Origin of the sequence: Pseudomonas sp. MONT-RG-20F-20-E-7-02 (assembly GCF_022662395.1) — a bacterium.
Lineage (GTDB): Bacteria > Pseudomonadota > Gammaproteobacteria > Pseudomonadales > Pseudomonadaceae > Aquipseudomonas.
This window is the reverse complement of sequence record NZ_JAKNQN010000002.1, coordinates 553,504-580,025: the sequence shown is the minus strand read 5'-3', so window position 1 is coordinate 580,025 and position 26,522 is coordinate 553,504. Positions and strand designations below refer to the sequence as shown.

Here is a 26,522-nt window from a genome sequence, read left to right as displayed (position 1 = left end):
CTCAATGACTTGTCTGGGCGTCTCAACCCGGTTTCATCTGCCCCAGGATGTTGCGTAACGAGAACCCGGTGTGCCGGCTCTCGCGCCCCGGCGCCTGGGCAGCAGTGTGCAACTCGCGCGCCTCGCGCGGTGAATAACCGAAGGCTTGCTTGAAGGTACGACTGAAGTGCGCATCACTCTTGAACCCAAACTGAAACGCCAACCCCGACACCCGCTGCCGTGCGCCGGATTCACTCTGGATAATCATCCGCGCGCGGTTCAACCGGCGTTGCTGGATATACGCCGCTACGCCGGATTCGTGGCTGAACACACGGTAGAGTTGCGCCCGCGAAATACCCAAGTGTTTGCACAGGAAACCCGGTGACAACTCGGGGCTGCGCAGGTGCTGTTCGATCACGCGCCGGGCGCGGTTGAACAGGGTGTGGTCGATGGCCTGCTCGGCGGTCTGCAGGTTGGCCACCGAGGGTGCAAGGGCCGCCGAGACCATGGCCAATGTCGCCTGTTGGGCGTGGGGGATTTCATCCGGTGTGAGGCGCGGCAGGCGCTGTTGCAACGCGCGCATATGGTCGGCGAGCAGTTCGCTCAAGCCGCCTTGCAGCACCTGGCCATGCACGTCTTTGTAATTGAGGCTGGGCGCCAGCAAGTCACGGGGGATGGTGAGGATTACCGTGTCGCCGGCTGTGATCAGGCAATCCAGCTCACGGGCCAGGTCGAGGATGTAGATTTGCGAGTTACTCGCCGCCAGCGTGGTGCGGCCAGCGGTGCCATTGATCGTGTGGGACAGGCCCAGGCAGAGGTAGTAGTGGTCCAGGCTGTCACGGCGAATCATCTGCGTGGAGCGCTTGACCCGATACGGCACCGGCGCGCCGTCACCGTCCCAGGCACCGCAGCCCATCAATAACGAACCGAGGTAACCGGTGGCCAGGCGGTAATTGAACGCCGAAGATTCCGGTTCGCTGATGTTGATGTCGAAGATTGCATTCACTTCTTCACGCCATACTTCAAAGCGCTGGCGGGGCGGGTAAGGCTGGGTGGTGAAGGTAAAAAGCGGGTTCTCCACAAGCGGCTCCATCCGTTAAAGCTGTTGTTCGATCGCCGCCTTATCGATCACGGACCAGACGTGCGCGATTTTCCCATCGACGAATTCGTAGAATACGTTCTCATCGAAGGTCACCGTCTTGCCGTTGATCGGCAAGCCGAAAAATTCACCTTTGGGCGTGACGTGGAAATTCAAGCGGCTGGCAACCGTGGGCGGGTCGGCGACCAGCAACTGGATGCGAAACACCAGGTCGGGGATCTCGCGAAAGTCCCGCTCCAGCATCGCGCGGTAACCGGCAAGGCCCACGGTGGTGGCGTTGTAGGTCACCTGCGGGTGCACGAAAGCGCCGAGGTGTTCCCAGTCCTGGCGGTTGAGGCAGTCGATGTAGCCGCGGTAAAGGTCGGCGAGCTGGTTTCGGGTCATGCCGCGTGCTCCAACCCGGACGTGAGAGAGGGGAGTGCGCAGGAAAACCGAGCTTTGAAATCAAATTCGCTCATGTGCGCTCACCGTTGGGTTGGAAAACTTGCAGGCGCCAGTTCACGCCCGACGCGCCATCAACAACACCGTCGCTGCCGCCGACAACAGCCCCGCGCAGCAGCGATTGAATATCCGCTTGCCCCTCGGCTCGGCGAACCAGCGGCGCATGTGCAGGCCCATATAGGCGTAGGCGCTGATGGCGATCCACTCCAGCACCAGAAACATCGCACCCAACAGCGCAAATTGGGGCGTGATTGGTTGGCCGGGTACTACGAATTGCGGCAGGAATGCGGTGAAAATCAGGATGGCTTTCGGGTTGCCCGCCGCCACCAGAAACTCCTGACGCGCCAACGCCCACAATCCCACCTTCGACGCGGATGATTCAGCCTCTGCTTGCGGGTTGGCCCGCCACAATTGAAACGCCAGATAAAACAGATACGCCGCGCCCAGAATCTTGATCCCGTAGAACAGCAGCTCCGAGGTTTGCAGCACCACCGCCAGCCCGGCGGAGGCGAGGGCGATCATGCCGGCGAAGGCCAGCAAGCGGCCGATGCCCGCCAGGCATGATGTGCGGTAGCCGTAGCGTGTGGAGTTGCTCACAGACAACAGGTTGTTCGGGCCGGGCGCCATGTTCAGGGCGAAGCAGGCGGGGAGGAAGAGGGCGAGCGTGGCGAGGTCCATGGCGGCTCCGGTGTGGGCGGGGAGCGTTGAGGATAAGGGCAGTTGGGGCGGTTGGACAATCTGCGCGTTGCGGGTAACGACACAAGCGGACGGCCCCATGCCAACAAAGCGCTATGAAGGGCGCAGGAACACGGGCATAAGCACCTCTTTGTTAGTGTTTGGGCGGGGTCTTCTGCATATCAGCAGCGCTGATAGATTGGGGTGAGCATGCCGTGTGGTTTTTTTATGGCGCGCGGGATCGGGCCGGATTACGAGCGGGATTGGGACACGGGGCGTTCGGGGGATAACAGGCGGTGGACAATTCGCGCGTTGGGGTCGTGAGGACGCCAACGCGCGTGGAGCGTTTAGCTGGCAGGCGTTTCTTCTGTCTCTGTGGCTTGCGTGCGTAAGCGTCGACCGATGACGTCCATCAAGTCACAACCGTCGCGCAAGGGGATCGCGACTAACTGCGCGAAGTCGGAGAGTATGACGGCGTCGGTTTCCATTTCGCTGCGGAAGGCGATGTTTTCCAGCACTTGAGTGACGGTGCGGATGCGGTAATCGGCCATTGCGTGTAGCACGTCGAGGGGTGCTTCGGAGTCGATCAGGAGGGAGGCGGGGACTAGGTCGATTCCGGTTAGCGGGGTGTATCTTTCCATGTTTGAAACTCCGATAAATGCTGCAATTAACCGCCACTCACACGTCGCCAAACGATAGGGTGGCAGCTGTACGCAGGTTGGCGAACCGGTATCGGAGAGCCCGGCAGACCCGAAGGTCTCCCGCGCACAGCCGCCATTGAGGCAGCTTTGCGAGCGTGCAACAGCATCTGCAAAAAAGCGCAGTGCTTTTGCATCCGATAGTCAGGTCGCCAAACCTGATCGCCATGTGGGCGACGGGGCGGACTATAAGGGGCGTTGGGATTGGGGGGCAAGCTTGAAGTTGTAAGTGGCGCCGGTAGGGTGGGGGGCACAGCTTCAAATCCGGCGGGTGAATTAATAGCACTGTGGTTGCCCGATAGTAGAGTGTCTGCTTTCGGCCGAGGCTGTGTAAAAACGTTTTCGAGCACGACAGGTACTCAAAACCGGACTGGAAATCGCGAATCTGCGCGAAATCTACATCTGCTGACGTGCCGATAAATTTCAGATTTAACGTAGACGCGCGCACTTCAATTTTGACGAAGCGTTTTTACACACTCTGGACCGAAAGCAGACATTCGTTAAAAGAGGTTTAGTTGACTGGTAGCGGGCTTTCGAAAATGCAATGGGATGCATCGTAGTTCCAGCGCTACGAAGCAGCTCAGTAAAAACAGCCCGCTTTCTTTGATGACCGTCGACATTACTACCACAAGCTTCGTCTTCAGCTAGCATTACATCGAACGAGATCAAGCACGAAAACGGCGACTCTTCCTTCTCGCGCAGACCTGCTCTTCGCGACGAGCATTCTTTTCAGTTCATCGGCGGTTGTGGGAAGGGTTTCGTGTCGACCTGGACTCTTCAACCTCTTGGTTGTTTGTTTTTGTTCTCCAAACCAGAGCACCAGATAAATACCACGCCCTTCCGCTCGCCAGTCTGGAGTGTAGAGAGCATCAAGCTGCCTATCTGATCCTGTCCAGAGCTCGGAGTGCCACTGCCCTTTGATCTCGATCGGAATCCGAAGTGTGCCAGCCGAACAAGTGATATCAACTTCCTTATCGGCGGCAACATGCGTTTCAGGATCGAAAGTGAAGCCTGACGATCCTTGACGGAGAAGACCTAGAAGGTGATCACGGCAACGCTCCTCAACGAACGGGATTTTTTTGTCGTCATAAAACCCGCGCCAAGATTCAGCATCGTCGCTCTTTATCTTCGCTTGGGCGATGGCGAGTTCTTCAAGAACAACAGTTTGTAGGTCAACAAGGGACACAGGGGCAAGACTGCGTGTGATCGCATCGATAGCAGCAAGTGTGGGCGGAACATAGGTAGCTTCGACGCGGATGCGCTTCTGCTCAGCAATAACAATCTTGACCTCTTCAGAGTAGCCATCGACAGGTGCATCCCTTAAACGGACTAATGCATCGTTTGCGTCATCGCTGGTGTCATTGGCAAGGCGGCGGATGAGTTGGACGATGAAACTGCTTGCATCCCAAGAATTTGAATCCCCTGACGAAGCCCCGCTTGGGCGATGCACCATTGGCCAAAGCGATCGAAACGTATTGATCATCCACTCACTCTGCGCAGCATTGAGGAGGACATTGGTATCATCGTTAATGCGGTTGCTGATTCGATGCCGTATGTGCCAGAGCAGTTCAGGTTCAATCGGCTTAGCGCCAAGCCGCGCTACAGTGACGGGGAAATCAACAATGACGCCAATCGCAACCCAATTGCGGCGGCGCTCTTCGTCCGTCGACGTAGAACGAAGCGCTAGAGTTCGGCGTAATTCCTCAAATCGCCCTGAGCGGATAAGTCTATCAACCAACTCTAGTTCCGGACCGGCCGGTAAGTCTGGAAACCGCTCCAGCCACTCCGCAGCAAGTTCGGTGCTCATGGCGACATGGACTTGGTCGTGCATCAGCGTGTAGAGGCCATCTACATCTTCACGCCGCTGCTGTAGTTGCGGCTCATGGTAGAGCTTCATCGCTTCCTTCCAGCCACCGCGAATGTGGATGGTAGCTTCAACAGCTTCAATGAGACCCACGACTCCTGCATGATCGTCGATGCGACTACGGCGAAGCTCGAACAGTCCTGCCATTAAGCGCTCATCAGAAAGGTCATCGAACCCTACGCCTACTCGATGCCGCTCGGCGAGTGCGGCAACGATAATGTACGCGGCATCGTAAGCCTTGCCGTTCGCGTTGCTCTTCGCGATCTGCTGCGCAGTGGGTTTGGGTGGATTAAGTGTTAGAAATGCTTCGAACCCGGCATGCGCTACTTCGCCAATATCATCTCCAAGCCACTGCCCGATCCGCTTATGGGCAGGTGCATCTTCAATGTCGTTGTAGAGGTTGAGATAGGCTTTAGCGGGGCCGACAATCGCACTGTAATCACCCGCGCGCATCTGATCGATGCGAGCAGAAAAATGATTTCGGTGTCCAGCGTGAATGGCCGCTTGTTCTGCTCGACGCTCTCGCTCACGTTCGGTCTGTTTGATCTGCCAATCAGGTACTGTCTGCTCTGTGAGCTTGTCGAGCCATTGCAATAGATCGGCACTGCGAGCAGCAAAGAGTCGTGCAGCAGCACGTACCTCTGCGCCTGCTTCACTATCATGCCGTGAAAGCAGGACCAAATCGCGCCAGCGTTCGTCGCTATTATTTATGGGGTCGAGCCAATTAAGTAGCGCAATAACATCTGTGTCGGACGGTATAAAGCCGGTCGATCGTTCGCTGAGCCGCCAAGATTGCTGATAAGGGTTGTGATCACTGGGCAGTTCTAAAAGCACTAGTCGTTGAACGGACCGCCGCAAATGGTCGTCGCTCCGAATGAGCTCGTGCAATTTCTGATGAACATCACGTTGATATCCATCACGGCTATGGAAGGGCTCTAGCCAAGACCAAAGCTCGTTCGCAGTGACACCGCCGGCCTCTACGACGCGAACGATTAGATGATAAGCAAGATCGGTCAACACGTCGTTTCCAGGTCGATCATCCCACTTACCAAGACTCTTTGCTGCTACGGCTAAGAGATCAAGGACATCCGCTATCTGCCCATCTGGAAGATGCCTCTCCAAGAGCATCAATACTCCGATCGTACGACTACCACTGCCTGCATAAGCAATTACGAGGCTGACAATCAGATTTGCATCGAATTGTTCGTATCCGATTTTATCAATAACTTCGACTGCAAGCCGAATAGAAAGCTCATCTCGAGAGCTACCCAGCGTGTGAAGAACGGTTGGCCAATCTATATCGTCATTTACATCAATTAGAATTTCGCCTGCAACTTTCCTGCATGCAAAGTACGCTCGGGGATCGATAACGATTTTCCGCAGTTCATCTTTCAGCAGGGACGCAATATCACTTCCCCTGACTGCTTCGAGCATAAGAAGGCAAAGGCTGAACGATGTTTCAGGTGTTGAGATCAGTCGCCGTATGTCCTCGATGACAACTGGGTGCCTGAAACCACGTAACGCATACGGTCCCCAGTCACGAAAGCGCGGATTATCCTTTGCCAGAAGCTCCAGTGAGCCAATAAGCAAGTGAGCTTGATCGGCCGTGAGTACATCTGCATCCCCATACTCAATCAATCCCATTGGGTCCGCGGTGATAACAGCCTTGGTAAGAGCCGGTTCTAATGCGAGCCAGGCATGAATGCCCCGAAGGCTTGAAGGTACAAGCCCGTGGCTGTGAAACACTGAGAGGAGGCGTCTGCGTTTTTGTGGGGTATTCGCCTGCTTCGCGAGCCATTGAGCCCCTAAGTACTCCCCGACCCGGCGGTGAAGGTAGGTGAAGCGATCGACGCCGTCAGCTTTGAACAAACGAGTACCTAACATGGCTTCCACTACTTCACCATCAGGAAGAAGAGAGATATCGGAAAGTTGCAGTTCACCTTCGGCAGCGTTCGCTGCGGAAATCCGAACAATGGCCTCACTGCCAGTTAGGATCAAACCGGCAAATGCGGCGCCTGCGGCATCAAGGCCAGCTTCCCGCCCTGGCTGACTTCTGGCCTTGGTGTCACGATGTTCGACTCGTAAAACCTCAATGGCGCGCTCGAAAAGCTCGCTACGCGTTTCAGGTAATTTCCTCGACCCCGCAACGCGAGCAATTAGCTCGAGAGTTTGCGGATTGCCGAGCAATCCATTGAGCCCTCGTGCATTGAAATGCTCGATCACATTTTCGGCTTCCGCCAAACCGAGTGTGGCGCTTAGAAAGGTGGAAGCGTCATCGTCGTTGAAGGGCTCAATGTGAAGCTCTAGTGGCTTTTCCGCGTACTGTTCGTGAATAGCCTCTAAACCCGTCGCGCTACGCCAATCCGCCACCCGGCACGCAAGAATGAAGCGAGGGTAGCCCAGCTTACCGAGTTGACGCAGGACAAGATCCACCCCGTCTCCTTCCTTCTGGCTGCTTACCTCATCTAGTGCATCAATCACTAGGATTTTGGCGTCGCTTAGTAGCGTATTCGGATCATATCGGTTAATCAGTTGGCGGGCGGTGCAATGCGAATAACCTGGAGACGCTGCAAGCCAGTCAAGCAGGTGAGATTTTCCCATGCCGGCTTCGCCAAGTATCACGAGCGACTCGGTTCTTTTTAACAGGTCGTCCTGAGGCATAGTGATTCGACTGTCATTAGTCTCACACCACAGTGTTCGTTTGATGATTGCATGCACTATCAAATTTGCGCATTCATTCATGTCGTACTGGAGCCTCAATCGGAGCCGGGTTAGTCATTCTGATACTAAATTAACGCCCCATCAGAAGCACTATAAAGAGATACACGAACGACCGCTTTTGGCCGATTCTGTTGAAAAAGTAGGTCTCCTGTCGATCTATAGCGCGCGACCAGCTAAAGCAGGTTGGCTAGAAAGCGCCCCCTTGAGAGCCTAAGAAACCAGTATCATCCGATAGGTGATATCGAGAGCAGAACTATGACAGAGAAAGAGGCATGTGCGATTTTGCAAGCACAAGGTTGGGCCTGTGGAAAGGATGAGGTAAGTGACCGCTTTTGCATCAAGTGTTTGGGCGAGATCCAAGTCCAGATCATTCCGACTATAGGGAAGCGCTCGGATCATTTTAGAGTTTCGTTCATGCCCTCCATCTCCTCGACAGCGTTTTCGGATGCTGTCGCGTTCATCTTTGGGGAGGGAAAATATTTTTCACCTGTCATCGTAAGCAACGAAACGCCCCAGAAGCTAGAGACCATTGGCGCTGACGATGTAGTCGAGCTATCTGACAGGGCGTTATCTTGGGCTCAGAATCAAGATATAGATGCCGGCTTGGCGCTCTACAGGTCTTTACCTACAGACGCCAAAGGAGCAATGCCACTCAGGCATCTAGCTGCGCTAGCAATTGCGCAAGCTGTCGATCAGTTAGAGGATTACGAAAAAAGCTTTAAAAAGGGCGAAAGGCTGGGGTTCGTCCCATACATCACCGTTGAAATGATTGAGCGCTCGCTGCTGATTGCTCGGGGAAACGCTCCCAAGGTTAACTGATTCCCTGAGTAGCTCCATCGACTGATCTGCGGCAAAATCACTCCATCGGCCAGCGGGAGAGTACGCAGCATGATGGGACAGTTATCGAGTGGGCAGGAGCGGCTGTTTTACTCGTTCAACCTTGAAGACCACATCCCAAAAAATCATCTTCTGCGCAGCATTGATCGGTGTCTCGATCTGAGCGACCTGCGCCACTACCTCGCCGATTTCTATAGCCCAATTGGGCGTCCTTCGATTGATCCTGAGCTGATGATCCGCATGCTAGTCGTGGGCTATTGCTATGGCATCCGCTCCGAACGGCGGTTGTGCGAAGAGGCCCATTTGAACCTGGCATATCGCTGGTTCTGCCGGTTGAGCCTTGAAGATGAAGTCCCCAACCACTCAACCTTTTCGAAAAATCGACACGGCCGTTTTCGAGAGAGTGATCTGTTTCGCTGGTTGTTCAATGAAGTGCTGCGTCGCTGCATGGACGCCGGCCTGGTCAAGGGCGAAGGCTTTGCCGTGGACGCCAGCATCATCAAAGCGGATGCGAGTCGGCAGCGCGGCGTACCGGGTGATGAACCGGTCAACTGGAGCGATCCGGCCCTGAGCACCCGCGCCGTGCGTGAGTACCTTGAAGGCCTCGATGAAGAGGCTTTGGCCGAAACGCTACCGAAGCGCCTGTCGCTGACGGATCCTCAAGCCCGCTGGACCGCTGCGCCAGGCGGCCCAGCTTTCTACGCTTACTCCACGAATTATCTGATCGATACCGAGCACGGCGTGATCATGGATGTGGAACCCACACCCGCTCATCGAACCGCAGAAGTCGAGAGCACCAAGACGATGATCGAACGGGTCGAAGCGCAATTCGACATCAAGCCGGAGCGTCTCATTGGCGACACCGCTTACGGTACCGCGCCGATGCTGGCCTGGATGGTGGAGGAAAAAGACATCGAACCGCATGTGCCGGTGTGGGACAAAACCGAGCGCAAGAACGACAGTTTTTCGAGCAACGATTTCCACTGGAATGAAGAGGCTGAGGAATACCGCTGCCCGGCCGGAAACCCATTGCGCAGCGAATGGCGAGCCTTCAAGAATGAGCGTTCACATGTCACCAAAGCCAACACCATCATCTTCCGATCCCGGCAGACCGACTGCGCTACGTGTCCGATGAAAGCCAAGTGCTGCCCAAACACAGCGTTCCGCAAGATCGCTCGCAGCGTCCATGAAGCCGCTCGCGATGTGGCTCGGCGCATTGCAGCAACGCCGGCATATCAGCGGTCTCGCCACGAACGTAAAAAGGTCGAAATGTTGTTTGCCCACCTCAAGCGCATCCTGAAATTGGATCGGCTGCGGCTACGTGGCATGAGTGGCGCGACGGATGAACTCACGCTGGCCGCTGCGGTGCAGAACCTGCGACGGCTTGCCAAATTTTCATCTCAAGGGCCACCAGTCACGGGATAGGTGCGCCTGCACCAAGCAAAAAACCTCAAATTAACCCAATAACAGAGCGGCAAAGGTCATCGAAGGACCGAAAAACCACTCAATGTGGTGAGTAGGTTCTCCCGTGGTGGTCGTGCCTGAGTTCAGGCCGTTTGAAAATCCGACTTTTTCAACAGAATCGGCCGATTGCTGCCTGCCACCCCATCCAAAAATCTCCCATCAATCCCGACACGGATCCTTTCGCGCATTACCCACCAACCGCTATCAACTTACGCGTCTAATCCATGCACACCTGCATATACCCACGCCACAAAAGCGTCGTAAACACCTTCAGCGTAATGGCCGACACGGCGTTTTTTGCATAAAAAGTATAGGTCCATCGAACACGGGGTTCGCCAGCACGAGGCTCGTCAAACCACGATTGTCCGGTAGCATGGGTGGCCAAATACCTGACGGTGAAAGTGAACTCGCTGACCCGATAGGCAAAATAATTTGCTCGATCAAACTCGGTCACTTGCTCGCGAGCCGTTGGTGCCGGTGGCGCAGAGCCGTACAACTGCGCTAAAAGAAGGGCTAGCCGTTTAAATTATTCATAAGGCATCTGGCCAAGGAGAGAATGTTTGGCAACTACCCCGATTGCTCACACCCTGCGCGCACCGTCTGAACTGGATTACTACGACTGCCGCTCAACCCTGCTGCCGTCCGAAGTCACCGCGCTTGAAGCCTGGAATATCATGACTGCCGAACCGGGGCCGTTGTTGCAGCTGGCGTTCCGCATTCGGGACGCGATTTCCGCTGTGTTTGGCGTAAAGCGCATTGGCGGGTTTTCCGGCACCCGCCGAGACAGCGTGCAAGTGGGCGAATACCTGGACTTCTTTCTGGTAGAACACAGCGCCCCCGACATGCTGGTGCTGACCGAGCGCGACCGGCACCTGGATGTGATGATTTGCCTGTCGATCAGCGAGCGCGTTTTCACCATCACTTCATCAGTGGTCACCCATAACGCGTTTGGCCGCGCCTACATGGTGCCGGTCGGCCAGGTGCACAAGTTGATCGTCAACAGTGATTTGAAGCGGCTGAAACGCACACTTGAAAGGCAACAAAAAGCCTACTGATGAAACCGCCTCCCCAACGCGTCCAACCGCACCGCAATGGGCGGTAGCCGCTCACTGCTGCGCGCCAGTGTCTCCACATCATCGGCAGTGCTTTGCGCAATGCTCTGCACCGACTGCAACCGTCCGACGATTTCCAGGTTCGCCGTGGATTGCTCACGGGTGGTCGTCACGATCCGCCCGTTCAGTTCGTCGATGTGCGCAATGTCGGCGCCCACCGCTTGCAGCATTTCCACTGCCACTTGGCTGTCTTGCACGCAACGCTCCACGCCTTGCTGGCTGTCGTGCATGGCCTCGACGGCTTGACGGCTGCCGTGTTGCAAGCCTTCGATGATCTGTTTGATTTCCTGGGTGGACACGGCGGTGCGCTGCGCCAGGCTGCGCACTTCGTCGGCGACCACGGCAAAGCCTCGGCCTTGTTCGCCGGCGCGGGCGGCTTCGATGGCGGCGTTGAGGGCGAGCAGGTTGGTCTGGTTGGCGATGCTGCTGATCACTTCGAGTACCGAGCCGATCTGTTCTGCCTGCACCGCCAGGCCTTGCACGGTCTCGTTGGTGCCGTTGATGCGTGAGGCCAATTGGCTGATTTCGTGCTGGGCGCGGCCGACGCTTTCCTGGCCGCGCACGATTTGTTTGCTGGCCTGGCCTGCGTGTTCGACGGCCTGTTCAACGTGCACGGTGATGTGGCCCATGGCGTCTTCCATGCGCTGCATGGAGCCGGTCATTTGGGTGATTTCGGCCAACTGATGGCGGGCGCCTTTTTCCAGGGTGCCGCTGGCGCTGGCCAGTTCCTGGCCGAGTTGGCCGAGGCCGTGGGAGTCGCGGGCGACGCCGTCGATAAGATGGGTAATTTGCTGCAGGAAGTGGTCGAAACGCTTGGCCAGCGACACATGCACCTTGCCTTCACCCTGGGCGGTTTCGACGGTGAGTTGGGTGGTCACGGCGAGCATTTTTTCGAGCATTTCCTGGCTTTCGACCGCTTCGCGCTGGCTGTGAATGGCGAGGTAGAGCAGGGCAACGGTCTCCATGACCACGTAGAAAGCATGGACGAACACCATGCTCCAGCCGCCATGGTGTTCCATCACGAACACGGGGAAGCCTTGATGCTGCAACGCATGGAAGACCACGTGGTGCACGGCGATCGTTGCCGCCGCTACCAGGATCGGCAGCCAGTCGCGGTAGAAGGTCAGCACGGCCAGCAGCGCGAAAATGCCGAAGTGCGATTCGATCACACCTTGCGCCTGGTTGATGTGCAGGGCGGCCATCACCATCAAGCCGGCGCCCAATAGGCAGCGCATCAGGCGGGTGCCGCCGATGGCGCGATAGACTGCTGTCAGCACCACGCTGGTGCCGCCGCCGACGATCACGGCCTGCAGCAGTGTGTCGTGCCAGAACGCCAGGCCTACGGAAAACAGGAACATCAGCCACACCAGCGCCAGCATGATGCGGTCGGCCTTGCGGTAGTGCTCGAAAAAACGCGTGCGGGTTGGCATTCACTCTTACTCCATGTGGTCGAGCCGGAAACAGCTAAGCATGCGGCGTGCCACGTGGGCCGCCGGTGGAGTGAAGCAGGTGTTCGGTTGCTTTCAGATCCAGGGATGCCATGGTGTTATCGGCATCCCTGAGCGGGACTTTAAGAGCGGCTATCCAAATGGATAGCCGCAGGGGCAGGGCAGGTCAGAAGCTGTACTTGGCGGTGAGCATCATGTTGCGTGGGTTGCCGTAGGCATCACCGCCGTAGCTCACGTCGTTGGCGATGGTTGAGTAGTAGCGGCGGTCGAAGATGTTGTTGGCGTTGAGCTGCAGGTCCAGGTGCTGGCTGACCTCGTAGCCGGCCATCAGGTCGGTAACCGCGTAGCTGCCCTGTTGCAGGCGGTAGGTGCTGCCGTCAGCCACTTTGAGGTCGTTGTACAGGCGGCTCTGCCAGGAGACGTTGCCACCAACGCGCAGTTTTTCCAGCGGGCCCTGGAAGTTGTAGCGGGTGGTGAGCTTGAACAGATGCTCGGGCGTGTCGGTATCGAACTGCTTGTTGACCAACTGCGGGTTGGCGTCATCCTTGATGGTGTGGGTGCGCGCGTAAGTGTAACCACCGCCGACCTGCCAGTTCGGGGTCAGCGCGCCTTGCAGTTCGAGGTCGATGCCCTGGCTGCGGATCTCGCCGGAGGCTTCACTGCACGCGGCCTGCGGGCAGTTCGGCACCACCACTGGCACGGCGCGGTTTTCCTGGTTGACGCGGAACAGCGCCACACTCGCGTTCAGCGCGCCGCCGAGGTATTCGCCCTTGATGCCCACCTCGTAGTTTTTGCCGACAATCGGCTTGAGCGGGTTGCCGGACGTGTCCTTGTCCCTTTGCGGCGTAAAAATATCGCTGTAGCTGAGGTATACCGAGTGATGCTCGTCCAGCTCGTAGATCAAGCCGGCGTAGCGGGTGAGGTTACGGGTGACATGAAAGTCGCCGTCGCCATCGCGGTTGTCGTAGTCGTACCAGTCCAGGCGCCCGCCGAGGATCAGCTTCAACGGGTCGGCCAGGCTCAGGCGCGTGGTCACGTAAACGCCTTCCTGGGTGGTGACTTCACGCTGGTTGTTGGTGTGGACGAAATCCGGTTTGCCCGCCGTCAGCGGCCAGTTCATGTCGTACGGGCTGTAGTTGTGGGTGGTCATGTCGTAGATGCGCTTGCTGGCGCCCACCACCAGTTCATGGGTACGCCCGAACGCCTGGAACGGGCCGCTGGCGAACGCGTCGATGCCGGCCTGATTTTCATCGTAGGCGGCCTGGTAAACGGTGCGCGCCGGTGTGTTGTTGACCCAGCGCGACTGGTAGGAACCGGAGAACAGCGCGTCCTGTGCGGCGTAGTTGGCGTTGACCTGCAGGCTCCAGTCGTTGGCCAGGCGCTGGCGCAGTTCGGCGAATACGGTGTTGATCTCCTGGTCCTTGTTCTCCCAACGTGTGCCGGGGTTGTAGGAACGCGGCAGGTCAAGGTGATGGCCATCCTGGCCGACCATCGAAGAGCCCCAGAAGTAATTGGTCTTGTCCTTCTGGTTGGAAAAGCCGAGGGTCAGGGTGGTGTCTTCGCTCAGGTCGGCTTCGGTGACGGCGTAGAACAGGCCGTGGTCTTCCTCGACCTTGTCGATAAAGCTGTTGGCGTCACGGTAAGAGGTGACGACGCGGCCGCGCCACGTGCCACTGTCGTTGAGTGGGCTGGAGGCGTCCAGCTCGCCACGGTAGTCGTCCCAACTGCCGGCGGCGCCGGTGAGGGTGACTTTCTGCTCGTCCAGTGGCCGCTTGCGGATCAGGTTGATGGCGGCCGACGGGTTGCCTGCGCCGGTGACCAGGCCGGTGGCGCCGCGCACGATCTCGACGCGGTCGAACATTGCCAGGTTTGGCTGGGCGCCTACGTCAACGCCGTTGTAGCCGGTCGGGATGCCGTCATACATCAGGTTGTCGATGTCGAAACCGCGCGCCTTGTAGGACTGCCGCCCAGGGCCGTTGGAGTAGTTGAGGAACAATCCGGGCGTGGCCCTGACCACGTCGTTGATGCTGGTCATCGCCTGGTCGTCCATGCGCTGGCGCGTGATGACCGTGACGGCCTGCGGGGTTTCACGCAAGGTCAGCGGCAGCTTGGTGGCGGTGGCCATTGAGCCGGTGGTGTAGGACTGGCTGCCTTCGGTGGTGGCGCCGAGTTGTTGCTCGGTGTTGATTTGCGTCGCGCCCAGTTCCACCACGGCTGACGGTTGTTGCGCATCGGCGGCGAAGGCCGCTTGTGAGCTGGCGATACAAACCGCCATCGCGATCAAATTAGGTGTAAAACGCTTGCCGATTGGTTGTTGCACAGACATGGAACAGACTCTCCCCGAAGCGCCGTCCCTGGCGAATAATAATGATGTTAAGAATTATTCGCATCAGTTTGTCAGATTGAGGCTGTCGGAAAAAGCCTTGGGGGAGAATTAGTTAACGAATTTTTCACATTTCGGCGGGGGCGTTTTACCGCTTCACAGCCGGGAGCGGGCGTGAACACCCCGTGTTACGCCCACTCCAAAGAATGCCTGGGATCAGCCGTAAAGCCCGGCCCACGTCCAGGTCCAGTCGAAGCTCGACCCGACCACTTCCGCCAGCATGTGCAGCAAGATAGGCACGAGCAAGCCGCCGCTGGCAATCCTCGCCCAGGCAAACAGGCAACCCACCACGAAGATCATCACCAACGTGTTCCAGCTGCCGTATTGGGTATGCACGCTGGCGAACAGCGCGGACGTGACAATCACCGCCGTCCACTTCCAGGCCACACTACGTTCGTAGGGAAACAGGCGCAGCAGGTAGTGCCGCATCATCAGTTCTTCGGCGATCGGTGGCAGGATAATCAGCGACGCCAATTTGATCAGGGTTTGCCACTGGGTCAGGCCGCTGTACAGCTCAGCCATGAACGCTTCACGCGGTAACCCCAGTGCGGTGACCAGCAACCCGAACAGGGCATACGCGGCGATCAGGGCAATTACGCCCAGGCGCAAAGTCTTACGGATGTGGTGGCCGTAAAACCTAGCGGCCAGGTTATGCCGGTGTTGCACCACGAACAGACCGCACAACAGCAACCCGATGGCGCCATGGCTGATCACGAACATCAAGTAGCTTTGCATCGCCGGTGGCAACAGCAACAGGCCGGGAACGGGCGCCAGCAGCATAATCAACGCCGCGAGGACGAACATCCCGAGGCGTCTGAAGAAGCGGAATTTCGACGGCGAGGCGGGTGGAAGGATGGATTCCGAGGGGGCAAGAACGTGCGTCACAGTCGCTCCATGAGTGTGGGGAAAAAGGCATTTTGCCACTAACCAAGGTAATTAACGTCCAAAGCCCTCGGTTATTTACGCGGACCGCTTTCCTGCCCAGGAATCGCGACCCGGCTCGTCGCCTTCACCTCACGCAGCGCCAGGCTCGATTGGATCGACGCAATCCCCAACTGACGGCGCAACACGCTCTCGACAAACTCACTGTAACTGTCCAGGTCTTGCGCCAGCACCTGCAGCAGGTAGTCCGCATCGCCGGTGATTTTGTGACAGGCCAGCACCTGGGGCAGTTGCTTGACCACCGCCTCGAACGCGTCCGGCGCGTGGTCGGTGTGGATGGCAAAGCGCACATGCACAAAGGCCATGATGTCCAGCCCAAGCAGCTTGCGATCCAGGTTGGCCTGGTAGTCCTTGATCACGCCTTCTTCTTCCAGGCGCTTACGTCGACGCCAGCACGGCGTCAGGCTCAGGGACAGGCGCTCGCTCAGTTGGGCGTTGGAAATACTTGCGTCTTCCTGCAGTAACGCGAGGATGGCGAGATCGGTGTCGTCAAGCGCGACCTGTTTGGTTTTATTTTTCATAATGTGCCGCCACAAGGGTAAATATTCCCGATAAACCTAACAGTGCGCGAACTAAAAGCAAAGAAAGCCCAGCCTCGCCCGAACAAAATAGAGCCTGTCTTTTACTCGGGGATGTTGAGAAATGCTGACTGTTTTTAGTGATGCCCACCGTTTGCACCATGGCACCGAATTGAAAGACGGTGTGCTTAAGCCCTCATTCGAACAACCCAGCCGTGCCGACACCGTACGTGACCGCGTCCGGCAGGTCGGGCTGGGCGATATCATCGTGCCGCGCACCTTCGACCGCGCGTGTTACGTCAATGCCCACAGCGAACGCTATGTGTCCTTCCTCGAAACCGCCTGGGCGCAATGGACCGCGATTGGCCGCAGCCATGACGCACTGCCGCTGGTGTGGCCGGTGCGCGACCTGGCCAATCAACAGGTGCCGGATTTCATCGACGGCAAGCTGGGTTTCTTCGCCATGGACGCCGGCTCGCCGATCACCCGCACCACCTGGGACGCGGTCAAAACCAGCGCCGACATCGCGCTCACCGGCCTGGCCCTGATCGACGAAGGCCATCACAGCGCCTTTGCCCTGTGCCGGCCACCTGGGCACCATGCCGCCCGCGAATACATGGGCGGTTATTGCTACCTCAACAACGCGGCGATTGCGGCGCAACAGGCGATTACCCAAGGCGCCCGGCGCGTGGCGGTGCTGGACGTGGATTTCCACCATGGCAACGGCACCCAGAATATTTTCTATGACCGCGCCGACGTCATGTTCATCTCCCTGCATGGCGAACCGGCGGTGTCCTACCCGTATTTTTCCGGCTTCAGCAGCGAGCGCGGCGCGGGTGCCGGGGAGGGCTTCAACCTCAATTACCCACTGCCGAAAAACACCGCCTGGGCCGATTACACCATCGCGCTGCTCGACGCCTGCCGGCACCTGCGCCACTTCGCCCCCGAGGTGCTGGTGATTTCCCTCGGAGTCGACACCTTCAAGGACGACCCCATCAGCCACTTCCTCCTCGACAGCCAGGACTTCATCGGCATGGGCGAAATCATCGCCAGCGTCGGCGTGCCCACGCTGTTTGTGATGGAAGGCGGCTACATGGTCGATGAGATCGGCATCAATGCCGTCAACGTGCTGCACGGTTTCGAAAGCAAGACCGCCTGAACCCAAGAACAAAAAACCGCTGATTCTTTTTTCTGCCAAAACTCAAAAACATAACAAGAGGTTTTGTGATGAAAACAACCACGCCCGGGCTGACAGAAAAGCCTGCGTTGCAACGCACCCTGAGCAACCGCCACATCCAGTTGATGGCCATGGGCGGCGCGATCGGCACCGGCCTGTTCATGGGCTCGGGCAAGATCATCGCGCTGTCGGGCACCTCGATCATCCTGATCTACATGATCATCGGGCTCTTCGTGTACTTCGTGATGCGCGCCATGGGCGAGCTGCTGTTATCCAACCTGAACTTCAAGAGCTTCGCCGACTTTGCCGGTGCCTACCTGGGGCCGCGCGCGGCGTTTTTTCTCGGCTGGTCGTACTGGCTGAGCTGGAGCGTGGCAGTGGTGGGCGATGCGGTGGTGGTGGGCGGGTTTTTCCAGTACTGGTTTCCCGGTGTGCCGGCGTGGATGCCGGCCGGGGGCATGTTGCTCACGCTGTTCGCGTTGAACGTGCTCACGGTCAGGCTGTTTGGCGAGGTGGAGTTCTGGTTTGCGATCATCAAGATCATCGCCGTGGTGACGTTGATCAGCGTGAGCCTGGTGCTGATTGCCAGTGCGTTTGTGTCGCCCACCGGCGTCACCGCCTCGTTGAGTCACTTGCTGGATAAACAGGCGGCGTTTCCTAATGGTCTGTTCGGGTTCTTCGCCGGTTTCCAGATGGCGATTTTCTCCTTCGCCGGCACCGAACTGATCGGCACGGCCGCCGCTGAAACCCGCGCGCCGGAGAAGACTTTGCCCAAGGCGATCAACTCGATCCCGCTGCGCATCATCCTGTTCTACGTGCTGGCCCTGGCGTGCATCATCGCGGTGACGTCGTGGCAGCAAGTGTCGCCGAGCAAAAGCCCGTTTGTGGAGCTGTTCCTGGTGGCGGGCTTTCCCGCGGCGGCGGGCATTGTGAATTTCGTGGTGCTGACGTCGGCGGCTTCATCGGCCAACAGCGGGGTGTTTTCCGCCAGCCGCATGCTCTTCGGTTTGGCCGACCTGGGCGACGCACCGGGCATTTTTCGGCGGCTGTCCACCCACAGCGTGCCGTTTTTCAGCCTGGCGTTCACCACGCTGTTGATGCTGCTGGGCCTGGTGTTGCTGTTTGTGGTGCCGGAGGTGATGACGGCCTTCACCATCGTGTCGACGGTGTCGGCGATCCTGGTGATTTTTACCTGGTCGACTATCCTCGCGTCCTACATTGCCTACCGCAAAAAACGCCCGGACTTGCACGCTCAATCGATCTACAAAATGCCCGGCGGTGTGCCGATGGCGTGGTTTACCCTGGCGTTTCTCGGCTTTGTGCTGTGCCTGCTCGCCTTGCGACCGGACACGCGATTGGCGCTGTGTGTGATGCCCGCCTGGTTTATCTGGCTGGGCATTGCCTATCAGTTGTCGCACGTGCGTAAACGTTTCACTGCGCAGGCCGCCATGAAGTGAAGAGGGAAGCGAAAAACCTTACAGGTGATCCGCATCGACGACGGCCTGGGCAAACGCTGCCGGCGCTTCCTGCGGCAGGTTGTGGCCAATGCCGCCGCTGATCAGGCGGAACGCATACTTGCCCGTAAAGCGCTTGGCGTAGTCCTCGGGTTGCGGGTGCGGGGCGCCGTTGGCGTCGCCTTCCAGGATAATGGTCGGTACGCCAATGCTCGGTGACTGAGCGAGCTGTTGTTCCAGCGCGTCGTAGTGGGCTTCGCCCTGCACCAGGCCCAGGCGCCAGCGATAGTTGAAGACCGTAATGGCGACGTGGTCGGGGTTGTCCAGGCCTTTGGCGCTGCGCTCGAAGGTAGCCTCGTCAAAGGCCCACTTCGGCGAGGCGGTCTGCCAGATCAGCTTGGCAAAATCGTGGGTGTTTTTCTGGTAGCCGGCAGCGCCGCGCTCGGTGGCAAAGTAGAACTGATACCACCACTGCAATTCGGCCTTGGGCGGCAGAGGGTTGTGGCCCGCAGCCTGATTGCCGATCAGGTAGCCACTCACCGACACCAGCGCCTTGACCCGCTCGGGCCACAGCGCCGAGACGATATCCGCCGAGCGCGCGCCCCAGTCGTAGCCGCCCAGCACGGCTTGCTTGATCTTCAGCGCGTCCATGAAGTCGATCACATCCTGCGCCAATGCCGCAGGCTCGCCGTTGCGCAGGGTTTTATCCGACAGAAAACGCGTGTCGCCGTAGCCTCGGGCGTAGGGGATCAGCACGCGATAACCCTTGGCTGCCAGCAGCGGGACGACGTTGGCATAACTGTCAATGTCGTAGGGCCAGCCGTGCAGCAGGATCACCACTTGGCCATTCGCCGGGCCGACCTCGGCATAGGCCACATCGAGCACGCCGGCCTTGATGTGTTTAAGCGCGCCAAACGCGGTTTGGCTATGGCTGACGGGCGATGGCGGCTCGGGCATCTCGGCGTGGGCCAGGCCCACGGCGCCGAGCTGCAACAGTGCAAATGCCAGGAACAGCGGGCGGAGTTTGGAGCGGTGAGTCAACTGAGTGTGCATGGCGGGCCTCCTGCGGCGGGTGTGTACCTGGCGCTCAGTTGACCGCTGTGCTGTATCGGGCATGTTTCAGCAAGTGCCCCGGGTTAAACGCTGTGTATCCTCGGCTGCGCAGTACACACTGTGATACATACGCCTCACGCCCTAGGCGAACACGATCTCATAGGGCTCGCGCATCCGCTCCAGCAGCTCCTGGGCGAGCATTGGCGCCAGGCCGATTGACGGGTCGCCGACCAACTGGCTTGCATACGCATGGGCGGCGTGGAGCTTGCGCGCAACGCACCAGGAGTCCAGGCGCACCTTGTGCGCACGCTGCCACGGGATCACCGCACCTTCGCGCACCGGCCAATGCCAGGCCCAAATGGGCAATTCATACAGGCGCGCGCCAATCAGGCTACAGGCCTTGGCGCTGGCACGGCCGACGGCGTCGTGGTCGTCATTGCCGTCGTTGCGCCAAGTGGTGAACACCACATCGCCGGGTTGCAGGTAGCGTGCAATAAATTGGCTCATCGGCTGCTCGCGGGCCGCCAGGGCGTCGTCGCAAAACCCACCACGAATCCACTTCAAACTGTGCAATGGCATGCCCAGGCGACGCAGCGCTTCGGCACTTTCCTGGGGGCGAATCACACTCAAGCGGCTCGCCGGCCAGGCGTTGGAGCCGGGGTGGCTGGCACTGCCATCGGTGATTGAAATCAGCAGCAGTGGGTGTTCGCGGCTGCTGAGCAGTTGCAGCAGCCCGCCGCAGGCCAACACCTCGTCGCCGGGGTGCGGGGCGATCACCACCACGCGCGCGCCGGGCGGCACGAGGGTTGAAGGGGCGACGGTGGGGATTTGCGCCAACTGCGGGGCGCTGTTCCAGATTTGCGCGGGGCCGCGGCGGCCCTCGCCTAAGGAGGCAGGCTTCATGGGTGTCACATCCTTGTCAAATGGTGCTGGGTCGTACCCCGTTGACGGGACGACGCTCTTTTAGTCAGCGCAGGCTCCGCTGCGCGGGTGCGACACTCCAACCCTGGAGTGCCAGCGAGGCAATGTCAGCATAGTCAAGGATTGGTCACTTTTACATCTTGTAATGTCGATTTTTTTCAGGAGGCCTGCATCAGGCTTTTCAGGTAGTCGCCAAACCCGCCCTGGGCACGGCAATCCAGGCGCGCGCTGGTGATGACTTGCGGGGTGTGGCTCCAGGCGATAGAGGCGCCGCAGCGTTCCAGGTTACGCACCAGTTGCACATCTTCGTGGCACGCCAACGGCTCAAAACCACCGGCTTGCACATAGGCGCCGGCGCTCACGCCCAGGTTGGCGCCGTGCACATGCCGATGGCCTTCGCGTGCCTCATACGCCTGGTTGTAGCGAATTTGCGCGGCCGGGTCGAAATCTTCGCTCCAGGCATCGACGGTGACCGTGCCGCACACCGCGTCGGCGCCCAGCGCCAATTGCGCCACCAGCCAGTCGGGCGCTACGCGGCTGTCGGCGTCGGTGCAGGAGATCCAGCGTGCGCCCAGATTCAACAGATGGCGCGCGCCCACCCCGCGCACATGGCCCACATTGCGGGCCTGTACGTGCAGGCTCTGCACCGGATAGGCCTGGGCGATAGCGGCACTGCCGTCGTCGCAGCTGTCGAGTACCGCGAGAATCTGTACCGCTTCGCCCTGCAGTCCGGGATGGTTCGCAGCAATCAGGGCGGCGTTCAGGCACTCGGCCAACAGGGCTTCTTCGTTATGCACCGGGATCAGAATGCCGATCATCGCAAGCCCTCGTGGGAGGCGACCGAGGTGCCGTCGCGGCTCCACAGGTCGAGGAGGAAATCGCTCTCGTGATGCTGCGCAACAGGCGGCATGCCCAGGCGTTGTTGCAGCAGTGCGTGCACCTGTTCGGCGGTTTGCGGGCAGCCGTCGATGGCCGGGCGCCAGTGGCAGGCCAGCAGTTGGCCGTTGTCGGTCAACGAGGCGAGGGCGCGATCGATCAGACGGTGCAAATCTTCGGCATCAAGGTAGTAACACAGCTCGCTCAACACGATCAGTTCGAAAGGCTCCGTCGGCCATTGTTCGGGCAAGCGGCTTTGGTGCACCTGCGCATGGGCAAACCCCAGCAAGCGGTTTTTCGCCAGCGCCACGGCAGCGGCAGCCGTGTCACAACACACCAGGCGATCACAGCGCGGCGCCAGTTCGGCGCTCAGCTCGCCATTGGCGCAGCCGGGTTCGAATATCGAGGTGTAGCGTGGTCGGGTCAGCAGCGCCAAGGTCAGGGCACGCTTGCGCCGCTCGTACCAGCGTTGGCGAAATGCCCAAGGGTCGTCATTACCGGCGAACAGTTGATCGAAATAGGGCGTGGCAACGCTCATACAAACACCACTTCAAATGGTTGCAGCAGGCGCTCCACCACATAGGGCGCGAGCACCGGTGGCAGGCCGATCTGCGGGTCGCCTTCCAGCTGGCTGGCGAAGGCGTGAATGGCGTGGCGTTTGCGCGCGACCGCCTCGGGTGTCAGCAGGATTTTGCGCGCGCGATGCCACGGCACCTGGCTGTCTTCGGGGGTTGCCCAGTGCCAGGTCCACACCGGCAGTTCGTAGAGCGTGGCGCCCACCGCCTGGGCGGCCTTGGCACTGGCGCGGCCGACGGCTTCATGGTCGCAATGCCCGTCTTCGCGCCAGGTGGTGAACACCACATCGGTGGGCTTGAGGTAGCGTTGTATAAAGGCGCACAAGTGCTCTTCACCGGCCGCCACCTGGCTGTCGGCAAAACCTGCGCGCAGCCATTTCAGGCTGTGCAGCGGCAAGCCCAGACGGTGCAGAGCCTGGGCCGACTCTTGCGGGCGCACCACGCTCAAGCGTTCCACCGGCCAACGCCGGGAGCCTGGATGACTGGCGCTGCCGTCGGTCACGGAAATCAGCTGAATCGGCCGCCCGAGCGAGGCCAGGCCTTGCAACAGGCCGCCACAGCCGAGCACTTCATCGTCCGGGTGCGGGGCGATGACCACCGCGCGGTGACCTTCGGGCACCAGTTGCTCGACGCTGATCAGCGGCAGCTCAGCCATATGGGGCGACGCTTGCCACTGATGCAGCGGCGTGCCCTGGCCGACAATCGGATTAGCCTTCATAGATGCCACCTCCGTGTGGAATCGCCGGCGACCAATTCACCCAGGGCCGCCAGGTCACGTTCGGCGTGACTTTGCCGCACGTACACCGGCAAATCCGCCATCAACTGCGCGAAGTGCGGGTCTTTGCAATAAGGGCCCGCGCCGACTGCGCGGCCGACATGCTGAATGACTTGCTCGACGGTATCTTCGATGCAGGCGCGTGCCTGCTGAGCCAGCAGGCGCGCATCGGCCCGCGGGTCGCGGTCGATCTGTTCGGCACTGTCACGCAGTACGCACGCGGCGCTGTTCAGCACACTGTCCACCGCGCCCAGGTGGGCGAGGGCGTGGGGTTCAGGGCGTTTGGTGCATTGCTCGCGCAGCACTTCGGCCAGGCGTTGCGCGCCGCCATACCAACACGCCGCGATGCCGACGCCGCCGTGCCAAAAACCGGGCCGGGAGAGGTAATCCCCCGGCCCGCCGACCGCGATGCCCTTGGCCTGGTCAAACACAATCTCGACGCTGCCTGTGGCCGCCATGCCCACGGCGTTCCAGCCTTCATTGGTGACGGTGATGCCGGGCTGGTCCATGGCCACGGCAACCAATTGCTGGCGGTCCTCTTCGTCCCAGGCGGTCAACAACCCATGGCTGACCACGGCCGCCCCGGAACACCAGGCCTTGCGCCCCTCGACGAGCAACTGGTGACCGTCGCGACGCACACGCACCTTGGCTGTCGGCGGCTCGGCAGCCCACATGCCCCAAATGCTGCCCAGTGGCGGCAAGGGGCTGTCGAGTTCGGCGATGATCGCCAAGGCATCGGTATGGCCTTCGAACAGCTTGCACAGGCGCAAGTCATGCCCCGCCACTTGGGCGAGGCCGCTGAAGCGCGCCAATGTCTCGCCGCTACCGGGCAATGGCAGTTGGTCCAGGCCTTCTTCCTGAAGCGCCTTCAGTGCATTACCCAAGGCCTGCGTGTCCGCATAGCTCCGGTAGCCTTGAAGGAATCCATGCAGGGCCATCTCACACCTCGTCGCGCTGCAGTTCAAACAGTAACAGCGAGCGGCCGGTCACGGCGTACTCGTGCTCGAAATCAAAGCGTTCCTGGCCACGCACCGCAGGGTCATTGGTGTCCAGCATACAGGTCCAGAACTCGCCCTCCGGCACCGGCGGCAGGCGGAAATTGACCATGTCGTGGTGGGCATTGACCACCAGCAGCACGGTGGCATCGCCACCTGGCCGACGAATCCCGGTTTCCTGGGCGCGCCCATCCATCAGCATGCCCAGGCAGCGGCCCTGGCTGTCCTGCCACTGCTCGGTGCTCATCTCGTTGCCATCCGGCGCCAGCCAGGTGACGTCCTTCACGCCGATGTCTTCATTGTAATCGCCGACCAGGAAGCGCCCACGGCGCAGGATCGGATAGGCCAGGCGCAGCTTGATCAGGCGTTTCACAAACTTGAGTAGCGCTTTGCCGTCGTCGTCCAGGTCCCAGTTGACCCAGCCGATTTCGCTGTCCTGGCAATAGGCATTGTTGTTGCCATGCTGGGTACGCGCGAATTCGTCACCGGCCACCAACATCGGCGTGCCTTGGGCCAGCAGCAAGGTGGCGAAGAAGTTGCGCATCTGGCGCAGGCGCAGCGCGTTGATTTCCGGGTCGTCGGTGGGGCCTTCGACGCCATGGTTCCAGGACAGGTTGTTGTTGCTGCCGTCCTGGTTGTTCTCGTCGTTGGCTTCGTTGTGCTTGTCGTTGTACGACACCAGGTCGTGCAACGTGAACCCGTCGTGGGCGGTGATGAAGTTCACCGAGCTGTAGGGGCGTCGACCGCGCTGGTTGAACATCTCGCCCGAAGCGGTCATGCGTGCGGCGAAATCGGCCAGCTGGCCGTCGTCGCCTTTCCAGAACGCGCGCACGGTGTCGCGGAATCGGTCGTTCCACTCGACCCAGCCGGGCGGGAATTTACCCACTTGATAGCCGCCAGGGCCGCAGTCCCAGGGTTCGGCGATCATTTTCAGCTGACGCAGCACCGGGTCCTGGCGGCAGGCCACGAGGAAGCTGTGGCGCTCGTCGAAACCATCGCGATAACGACCGAGAATGGTCGCCAAGTCGAAGCGGAAACCGTCCACGTGCATCTCGGTGGCCCAGTAGCGCAGGGAGTCGGTGACCATTTGCAGCACGCACGGGTGGCTCAGGTCCAGGGTGTTACCGGTGCCGGAGTCGTTGATGTAGAAACGCTTGTCGTCGGGCATCAAGCGGTAGTACGAGGCGTTGTCGATCCCGCGCATGGACAGGGTCGGGCCGCGCTCGTTGCCTTCGGCGGTGTGGTTGTAGACCACGTCGAGGATCACTTCCAGCTTGGCTTCGTGCAGGTGCGCGACCATTTCCTTGAACTCGGCGATCTTGCCGCTGGCCAGGTAACGCGGGTCCGGGGCAAAAAAGGCGATGCTGTTGTAGCCCCAATAGTTGGTCATGCCTTTTTGCAGCAAGTGCTGGTCGTTGACGAAGGCATGCACTGGCAGCAGTTCGACCGACGACACGCCCAGTTGGCGAATGTGCTTGAGCACATCGTCTTCCATCAACCCGGCGCAGGTGCCGCGCACCGACTCGCCCACTGAAGGGTGGCGCATGCTGATGCCGCGCAGATGGGTTTCGTAGATGATCGTACGGTCCCACGGCACGCGCACCGGCTGGTCATTGCCCCAGGTGTGCGCCGGGTCGATGACCTTGCACTTGGGCACGAAGGGCGCGCTGTCGCGCTCGTCGAAACTGAGGTCGTCATCCGGGTGGCCGATGGTGTAGCCGAACAGCGCCTCGGACCATTTGAGTTCGCCCACCAGCTGTTTGGCATAGGGGTCGATCAGCAATTTGTTGTGGTTGAAACGGTGGCCGTTGGCCGGGTCATACGCACCGTAAACGCGGTAGCCGTAAATCAGCCCTGGATGGGCGTCGGGCAGGTAACCGTGGAAGGTTTCATCGGTGTATTCGGGCAGTTCGATGCGCTCCAGCTCGATTTCGCCGGTGTCATCGAACAGGCACAGTTCGACCTTTGTTGCGTTGGCCGAGAACAGCGCGAAGTTGACGCCCAGGCCGTCCCAGGTGGCGCCGAGGGGGAAGGGCAAACCTTCACGAATCCGCGACGGCTCGTTTTCCGACGTCGGTTGGGTTTTATCGGGCTTGCTCATTGAGTTGCTCCTGCAAAGGTCTTTTTTCGGGCCGAGCGCGACCGTGCCGACGATCGTTCAGCTGACGCTTGAAAAGTGAAGTGACCGCCTGACGACAGTGTCGGCAGGCGGCCCATGAGGTCGAAAGCGTTAAGGCTTGGGTTTTTTCGGTGCTGCCGGTTTTTTCGCCGCCGGTGGGGCCGGCTTGCTTGCGGCGGGCGCCGGGGGCTTGGCTTTTGGCGCAGGCTTTGGCGCGGTCTTGGGTTTGGCGGCTGGCTTGGGCTTGCTCGGCGTCAGCGCTTCCGCTTCGGCCAGCTTGCGTGCCATCTCCCAGTGGCGCGCGTCCTCCCCGTGGGGTTTACCTTCGGACTCCCAGATCTGATGCGCCAACTCGCGAATGCGTTTGTCTTCAGTACTCATCACAAAACTCCTCAC

22 protein-coding genes are annotated in these 26,522 nt (G+C 59.5%); 5 read left to right on the top strand and 17 right to left on the bottom strand.

Features of this window, described 5'->3' with window-relative positions:
* Positions 1–22: 22 nt before the first annotated feature.
* The 5 genes from L8I05_RS07845 to L8I05_RS07825 all read right to left on the bottom strand — a co-directional run bounded on the left by L8I05_RS07845 (position 23) and on the right by L8I05_RS07825 (position 7,417).
* Positions 23–1,060: a helix-turn-helix domain-containing protein gene (locus L8I05_RS07845; protein WP_242168052.1), complete on the bottom strand. Its 1,038-nt coding sequence runs from the start codon at positions 1,058–1,060 to the stop codon at positions 23–25.
* A gap of 15 nt (positions 1,061–1,075) precedes the next feature.
* A complete protein-coding gene (locus L8I05_RS07840; protein WP_242168050.1) occupies positions 1,076–1,462 on the bottom strand; it encodes an ester cyclase in 387 nt (128 codons plus the stop codon).
* Between the two features lie 114 nt (positions 1,463–1,576).
* Positions 1,577–2,197, bottom strand: a complete 621-nt coding sequence (locus L8I05_RS07835; protein WP_242168048.1) for a LysE family translocator — start codon at positions 2,195–2,197, stop codon at positions 1,577–1,579.
* Between the two features lie 344 nt (positions 2,198–2,541).
* The gene (locus tag L8I05_RS07830) at positions 2,542–2,835 is read right to left on the bottom strand and encodes a hypothetical protein (RefSeq protein ID WP_242168047.1); all 294 of its coding nucleotides are present in this window, start codon (positions 2,833–2,835) and stop codon (positions 2,542–2,544) included.
* A 697-nt stretch (positions 2,836–3,532) separates the two neighbouring features.
* A complete protein-coding gene (locus L8I05_RS07825) occupies positions 3,533–7,417 on the bottom strand; it encodes a hypothetical protein (RefSeq protein ID WP_242168046.1) in 3,885 nt (1,294 codons plus the stop codon).
* Between the two features lie 315 nt (positions 7,418–7,732).
* On the opposite strand from L8I05_RS07825, the gene L8I05_RS07820 reads away from it, so the two are divergent.
* The 3 genes from L8I05_RS07820 (at position 7,733) to L8I05_RS07810 (ending at position 10,833) form a co-directional block, all read left to right on the top strand.
* Entirely contained in the window at positions 7,733–8,296 is a 564-nt protein-coding gene (locus L8I05_RS07820) for a hypothetical protein (RefSeq protein ID WP_242168044.1), read from the top strand.
* 69 nt (positions 8,297–8,365) lie between these two features.
* Entirely contained in the window at positions 8,366–9,739 is a 1,374-nt protein-coding gene (locus tag L8I05_RS07815; RefSeq protein WP_242168042.1) for an IS1182 family transposase, read from the top strand.
* Positions 9,740–10,338: 599 nt separating this feature from the next.
* Positions 10,339–10,833, top strand: coding sequence for a DUF2867 domain-containing protein (locus L8I05_RS07810; protein WP_242168040.1), 495 nt, complete (start codon positions 10,339–10,341; stop codon positions 10,831–10,833).
* On the opposite strand, the gene L8I05_RS07805 is transcribed toward L8I05_RS07810, so the two are convergent.
* The 4 genes from L8I05_RS07805 to L8I05_RS07790 form a co-directional block, all read right to left on the bottom strand.
* Complete coding sequence (locus L8I05_RS07805) at positions 10,827–12,320, bottom strand: methyl-accepting chemotaxis protein (RefSeq protein WP_159956205.1); 1,494 nt, start codon at positions 12,318–12,320, stop codon at positions 10,827–10,829. The two genes, L8I05_RS07810 and L8I05_RS07805, sit on opposite strands and share 7 nt — an antisense overlap.
* Positions 12,321–12,504: 184 nt before the next feature.
* Positions 12,505–14,664: a TonB-dependent siderophore receptor gene (locus tag L8I05_RS07800; RefSeq protein WP_242168038.1), complete on the bottom strand. Its 2,160-nt coding sequence runs from the start codon at positions 14,662–14,664 to the stop codon at positions 12,505–12,507.
* Positions 14,665–14,877: 213 nt separating this feature from the next.
* Positions 14,878–15,606, bottom strand: a complete 729-nt coding sequence (locus L8I05_RS07795) for a CPBP family intramembrane glutamic endopeptidase (protein ID WP_242168036.1) — start codon at positions 15,604–15,606, stop codon at positions 14,878–14,880.
* Between the two features lie 71 nt (positions 15,607–15,677).
* Positions 15,678–16,184: an Lrp/AsnC family transcriptional regulator gene (locus L8I05_RS07790; RefSeq protein WP_242168034.1), complete on the bottom strand. Its 507-nt coding sequence runs from the start codon at positions 16,182–16,184 to the stop codon at positions 15,678–15,680.
* A 121-nt stretch (positions 16,185–16,305) separates the two neighbouring features.
* Here L8I05_RS07790 and L8I05_RS07785 point away from each other — a divergent pair, with 121 nt between their 5' ends.
* Together L8I05_RS07785 and L8I05_RS07780 are read left to right on the top strand one after the other, a co-directional pair.
* A complete protein-coding gene (locus L8I05_RS07785) occupies positions 16,306–17,340 on the top strand; it encodes a histone deacetylase family protein (protein WP_242168031.1) in 1,035 nt (344 codons plus the stop codon).
* Positions 17,341–17,408: 68 nt separating this feature from the next.
* Entirely contained in the window at positions 17,409–18,815 is a 1,407-nt protein-coding gene (locus L8I05_RS07780; RefSeq protein ID WP_242168030.1) for an amino acid permease, read from the top strand.
* Positions 18,816–18,833: 18 nt separating this feature from the next.
* On the opposite strand, the gene L8I05_RS07775 is transcribed toward L8I05_RS07780, so the two are convergent.
* From L8I05_RS07775 to L8I05_RS07740, 8 genes are all read right to left on the bottom strand, one after another.
* Complete coding sequence (locus L8I05_RS07775) at positions 18,834–19,865, bottom strand: alpha/beta hydrolase (RefSeq protein WP_242168027.1); 1,032 nt, start codon at positions 19,863–19,865, stop codon at positions 18,834–18,836.
* Between the two features lie 141 nt (positions 19,866–20,006).
* Positions 20,007–20,768 carry a PIG-L family deacetylase gene (locus L8I05_RS07770; protein ID WP_197628370.1) on the bottom strand — a complete coding sequence of 254 codons (762 nt, stop codon included), beginning with the start codon at positions 20,766–20,768 and terminating at the stop codon, positions 20,007–20,009.
* 176 nt (positions 20,769–20,944) lie between these two features.
* Complete coding sequence (locus L8I05_RS07765; protein ID WP_177015567.1) at positions 20,945–21,604, bottom strand: glycosyltransferase; 660 nt, start codon at positions 21,602–21,604, stop codon at positions 20,945–20,947.
* The gene (locus tag L8I05_RS07760) at positions 21,601–22,200 is read right to left on the bottom strand and encodes an SAM-dependent methyltransferase (RefSeq protein ID WP_242168025.1); all 600 of its coding nucleotides are present in this window, start codon (positions 22,198–22,200) and stop codon (positions 21,601–21,603) included. The genes L8I05_RS07765 and L8I05_RS07760 overlap by 4 nt, the downstream gene beginning before the upstream one ends.
* A complete protein-coding gene (locus L8I05_RS07755; protein ID WP_242168023.1) occupies positions 22,197–22,955 on the bottom strand; it encodes a PIG-L family deacetylase in 759 nt (252 codons plus the stop codon). The genes L8I05_RS07760 and L8I05_RS07755 overlap by 4 nt, the downstream gene beginning before the upstream one ends.
* Positions 22,952–23,950 (bottom strand): acyl-CoA dehydrogenase family protein, encoded by a 999-nt coding sequence (locus L8I05_RS07750; RefSeq protein ID WP_242168021.1) that lies wholly within the window; start codon positions 23,948–23,950, stop codon positions 22,952–22,954. The genes L8I05_RS07755 and L8I05_RS07750 overlap by 4 nt, the downstream gene beginning before the upstream one ends.
* Before the next feature lies 1 nt (position 23,951).
* On the bottom strand, positions 23,952–26,108 hold the full coding sequence (gene glgX, locus L8I05_RS07745) for a glycogen debranching protein GlgX (RefSeq protein ID WP_242168019.1): 2,157 nt from the start codon (positions 26,106–26,108) through the stop codon (positions 23,952–23,954).
* Positions 26,109–26,237: 129 nt separating this feature from the next.
* Positions 26,238–26,507 (bottom strand): DUF2934 domain-containing protein, encoded by a 270-nt coding sequence (locus L8I05_RS07740; RefSeq protein WP_159956218.1) that lies wholly within the window; start codon positions 26,505–26,507, stop codon positions 26,238–26,240.
* Positions 26,508–26,522: the final 15 nt, after the last annotated feature.